This is a genomic window from Mojavia sp. (genome assembly GCF_059505145.1).
The window spans coordinates 1-4,686 of record NZ_JCACKA010000031.1; the positions used below are offsets into that span (position 1 = coordinate 1).

General features: G+C 48.0%; 4 protein-coding genes. 1 reads left to right on the forward strand and 3 read right to left on the reverse strand.

Features of this window, described 5'->3' with window-relative positions:
- On the forward strand, positions 1 to 322 hold a 322-nt coding region (locus AC5JL8_RS04750; RefSeq protein ID WP_495878631.1), incomplete at its 5' end, for a hypothetical protein.
- A 657-nt stretch (positions 323 to 979) separates the two neighbouring features.
- Here AC5JL8_RS04750 and AC5JL8_RS04755 read toward each other — a convergent pair.
- From AC5JL8_RS04755 to AC5JL8_RS04765, 3 genes are all read right to left on the reverse strand, one after another.
- Positions 980 to 1,963, reverse strand: coding sequence for an NAD-dependent epimerase/dehydratase family protein (locus AC5JL8_RS04755; RefSeq protein ID WP_495878632.1), 984 nt, complete (start codon positions 1,961 to 1,963; stop codon positions 980 to 982).
- 201 nt (positions 1,964 to 2,164) lie between these two features.
- Positions 2,165 to 3,922: an FAD-dependent oxidoreductase gene (locus AC5JL8_RS04760; protein ID WP_495878633.1), complete on the reverse strand. Its 1,758-nt coding sequence runs from the start codon at positions 3,920 to 3,922 to the stop codon at positions 2,165 to 2,167.
- A gap of 28 nt (positions 3,923 to 3,950) precedes the next feature.
- Positions 3,951 to 4,424, reverse strand: a complete 474-nt coding sequence (locus AC5JL8_RS04765; protein WP_495878634.1) for a GNAT family N-acetyltransferase — start codon at positions 4,422 to 4,424, stop codon at positions 3,951 to 3,953.
- Between the last annotated feature and the right edge of the window lie 262 nt (positions 4,425 to 4,686).

Consider the following 4,686-nt stretch of genomic DNA (forward strand, 5'->3'; position numbering starts at 1 on the left):
GAGCTATGAAGCTTATACAGCAAGCACTTTAGCTCTCTTGTCGCCCCTTGAAGGCTTAGGTATTGTCCTTCTCGGCGATGGCAATGACGTTCTTAAAGGCTTCGGAACTGGCCGTTTTGATGGTGAAGATGACACAGATAAGCTAGTTTTGGGTGCTGGAAGTTATACAGTCTCAAATGCTCCAAACACCTCTGGCTTCTATACACTAAGCAAGGGAACGATAGATATGTTCGTAAAGAACTTCGAGTTGATTACTAGTGCCACTAATTCTGCTACGAGTTTTAGCTTCTCTAGTGTTATTGGTGAAACTTTTACAGTTTAGGGCATCACCGTGGTCGGGTAGCAGGACTATATCGCTATAATCCCGACCACGGTGATGCCTACCTCTGCCAAGAGCTATTGGCAGAGGTAGAAATTTTCATTGCCTCATTCCACCTAATCCTAAATTCGTGGAATCTCCGTCAGCATCAATCAAAAATTAAGAAACGCTTGCGATCTCAAAACCATAGATGGCTCACCACAAGCGTTTGGGTAGGTAATGCTGTTTAACACTTTTGCGAAGCACTAGCTACTCTACATATATATACACTTTATATAAATTTTTGATGCATTTATTCCGAAACCTCCTTTTGCTGTGGTGGAAGTAAGGATTTAAGCTCAACTTCCCCGGCGCAAATGTACTAAACAGCCCTTAAATCCTTACTAGGCAATCAATCTAGCTCTGGGTGCAAGGTCTTAGTGTACCCATGTAAGCCCTGGAACTATTGGTACAACTAGGGTAAGTTAAAAATTGGCGGATCAACGCCTCAAATACGCTGAGTCGCAAAGGAACACGCTACGCGAACGCAAGACCCTTTGACAATTGTAAGAGCGTAAGAGTGATTCAAAAAACCGATGATTGTCGCTCTGGAAAAGAGTTAACTCTTTTTGGATGGGGGGAAGTTCAGTTTAAGCGTATTTTCGTTAGCTGAATTCGTCTTCAAGATTCTTGGTGTGACCTATGCTGCTCATCGGAACTGTATTCAGATCTGCCGCGATACCAATTAATCGTCTGCCGAATCCCTTCTTGATAGGGAGTAATTGCGCTTTCACCGAAGGTCTGTTTGTACTTACTGCTGTCTATAATGAAGGGTCTTTCAAATTGGTACACCATTTCTGCTCCTTCCCGTGCTAGAGGCCAAAACAATCCGAGTGCTTTCACGAATCGATGGCTATAAGCGGTGACTTTCGGAACTTTTCCAACCTCCTCAAAAATCATACGGATAAAATTCCGTCCCGTGATCGGCTCAGCTGTGGGAATATGCCATACCTGCCCGATCGCCTCATCATGCTCACCCAGTGTCACGAGTCCTCTCGCAAAATCGTCAATAAATAGAGGCGTCAATGGTACATCCAGATCGCCAATCCATGTTACTTTCTTGCCTGCCAGTGCGGCTCCAAACAAGTTCTGCCCCAGCACCGACTCGACAATTGGACCGTACAACTCTCCACCCCGACCAATGACTGCCCGCACCTTACCCTTGCTGTGAGCCGAAAACAGCATTTCCGCTAACCAGGCACGCAGTACTCCTTTGTTACTGACTGGTCTGGAAGGCAAGTCCTCGGTCATGGGTCCGTCTACCTTGCCGTACATCCAGGTGTCATCAGCAAATACCAACTTGGCATTAGCGGCAGCGGCACCTTCAATTGTCGCTTCCATCACAGATGGAAATATCTCAGTCCATTGAGCGAACGGCGGGTTAACGCAGTTATACACCACTGTTGCCCCTTGACAGACCTCACGCATGTGACTTGGATTGGTCGCGTCTGCCTTAAGCATTTCAACCACTGAGGGAACATTGGCATGACCGCTGCGGTTCACACCACGAACCCGTTTTCCTCGTACAATCAGTTCACGCACAATTGCACTGCCAGTTCCACCACTGGCTCCAATGACGACATGCAGTTCGTTTGCCTCTGTCATGGGTTACCTCCTTTAAACGTTGCTGTGCCGCATATATCTCTAATGTGAGTTAGCCCAAACAATAATGAACTGTTTTAGCTTAAAACTCTTACCCTGCCCTCTCCCCCATCCCCTCTGCCAAATTTGGCAGAGGGGTATCAAAGGTGGGGTGAGAGATGAAACGGTTACTGGGCAAGAGAAATTTTCAATTTATATTAGACGTTATACGCTAGTTGCTACTTCCTGTTCTTCTAATTTCTGAAAAAGATGCCTGTTATCGAGCTTGAACAGATGGCTGAGGTACTCCAGCAACGGCTCTGCTGCAACAGGCTGACTCCGGAAGCCGATGTAGCCGTCTGGTCGAATCAGGTAGAGTGACTCTGCATTAGCACCATACTGTTTGTGCAGCGTGCCTGACTCAGAGAGCAACACAGAACCCTTCCAATCCAGTTGCTGCGACACTTTGTCGGTGCTGACAATGATGTAGGTTTTAACCACGTTCCCAAGCAGCGCTTCCACTCGGTGGGCTATCTTCACAAGGTTCGTGTATCCTGTCTGTGAGTGATTCAGTCCGTCGAACAGCAACAGGCTGAAGTGCGTCCCGCGAAACTCCCGAAACAGGCTGGTTTCCTCATAAGATGCTGCCCGAATGCACTTTCGGTTTGGTGCGCGATCGCCCGCCTGAGGTCCAAACCGAAAGGTGAGCCATTTCATCAGACTGAACCCCTGACGTGAGTTCGACAACCTCGTTTTACCAATTAGCAATTCTTGATAGGAGCGGGAGAGTGATGACTTGCGGTAGTGGATGAAAAGCTGTGAGCCGCGTCGAGTCAAATAGCTTTGGACTGAATTTAAGGTCAGGATTTGCTCGCGCAAGAATTGCATAATAGGATGATTAGAGACCAGGACTTTCGTGTTTGTGTCTGTCTGAGCGAGTACCCGTTGGGCGATCGGCAAGCGTTCCTCTTCATACGTATTCAAAAGATGCTCCGGGGACTGACCAGTAATTACAAGTGCCAGTTTCCAGGCGAGATTGTACGCATCCTGAATTCCGGTGTTCATTCCCTGCCCACCAAAGGGACTGTGAATGTGGGCAGCGTCGCCAGCCAGAAATATCCGCCCGACTCGGTAGCGATCAACCATGCGTCGGTTAATGGTGAAGCTTGACAGCCAGGTTGGGTGGCTAAGGGTCGTCTTGGTGTCGCCGGTGCGTTCCCGAAAGAGTTGCTGGAATAACTCCAGCGACACAGGCAGTACGGTTTCTCCTTCCACAACAGCGAAGATGCGCCACTGCTGACTGTTGGGCAAGGGAATGATGCTAAACATACCCTCCGCCGGAAACCAGGTGTGCGTTCGCTCGCGCTCGCGCTTCCAGTCAAGTTCTACATCAGCGAGGAGAAACTTTTCCTCATAGGTGCTGCCTTCAAACTGAACCCCCAAGGTTTTCCGCACCTGGCTATGAGCGCCATCACAGCCAACGAGCCAGTTCGCCCCAATCTCCTCGGTTCTGCTCGCATCACTATCATCATGTTTGACCGTCGCGATAACTTGGGAGCCAGCTTCACGGAAGTCCACTAGCTCGCAGGCACGTTCAACTGCACCGCCCAAGTGATGAAGCTGTGTGGTGAGCGCTAGCTCGACGTTAACCTGCGGCGTGATCCAAACCTGGGGGTAAGGTGTATCTAGCTTCTGCATCCCCGCAGTGCTGAGCGTGAGTAGCAATCGCTCGCCATCATAGAAGTTTGCATCAAACACAGGACCTCCGGTAGATAACACCTGGTCGATGAGACCCATTGTGTCGAACAGTTCTAGTGTGCGCGGCTGAAGTCCCAAAGCACGAGACGTTGTTGCAGGTGCCGGAGCTTTATCAATGATGCGGCAGCTTACCCCACGCCGGAGTAACTCACAGGCAAGGGTGAGTCCGGTTGGGCCAGCGCCTACAATTAGCACATCAATCTGATTCTGCAAAACCTTGTTCATATTAATCTCTCTTGCTCGATTGGAGGGATCAACGAGTTGCCCTACTTGATCTAGGGGTACTGATCAGAGCGTACTGATGGATCTTCTCTACAAAATTTGGGTTCTCTAGTAAACCCATGTCCTGAAAGCTCACCTTCACTACAACGCGCTTAGATACCTCGTGCCCAGGCATGATAAATACCTTGACGGTCTTGATATCCATTTGCTCAAACAAATATGAACTGAGAGTTTGGGCTATTTCTGTAGTAATGCTTCTACTCCAATATTCCGGCATTATCGTGTATGAAATCTCTATCGCTTGCTCATTTAAAGAATTCACACCACACCAGCCGACAAAGGAATGTGTCGCCTTCTCCTCAACAATCTTGAATGTCTCAGGAAAAGAGAGGTATCGAGTCACCTCAGGGTTGATCAAGAACTGGGTAAACGGTTCACGGTCAGATTGCTGAAATTTGCGAATGAGTAATCTATTTGATCCAAGCGGTGTGGGTAGTGCAGACATCGTGCCTCTCCCATGTGATTAAACGTTTCCAAACTACGGCATCATTTAATTCTCATTAACGAGAACTTTAATTCCCAGGAAATTTTTGCAATACAATGACAGCTTTTCTACATCTAAAGCAGTTTCACATTTTGCCAATAAATATCTAAACTAACATTATCAGCTTTTAGGCATAATGCTAAAGAGTTTGTCATGAAGTGCCACGCAGAGTTCAAGGGGCGACAATCGCCTGTAAACCAAGCCAGCTAAAGGTTTTGGGCTT

Excerpts from the sequence above, each read along its gene's own strand:
- AC5JL8_RS04765 (WP_495878634.1), bottom strand. The coding sequence starts at position 4,424 with ATGTCTGCACTACCCACACCGCTTGGATCAAATAGATTACTCATTCGC.
- AC5JL8_RS04755 (WP_495878632.1), bottom strand. The coding sequence starts at position 1,963 with ATGACAGAGGCAAACGAACTGCATGTCGTCATTGGAGCCAGTGGTGGA.
- AC5JL8_RS04760 (WP_495878633.1), bottom strand. The coding sequence starts at position 3,922 with ATGAACAAGGTTTTGCAGAATCAGATTGATGTGCTAATTGTAGGCGCT.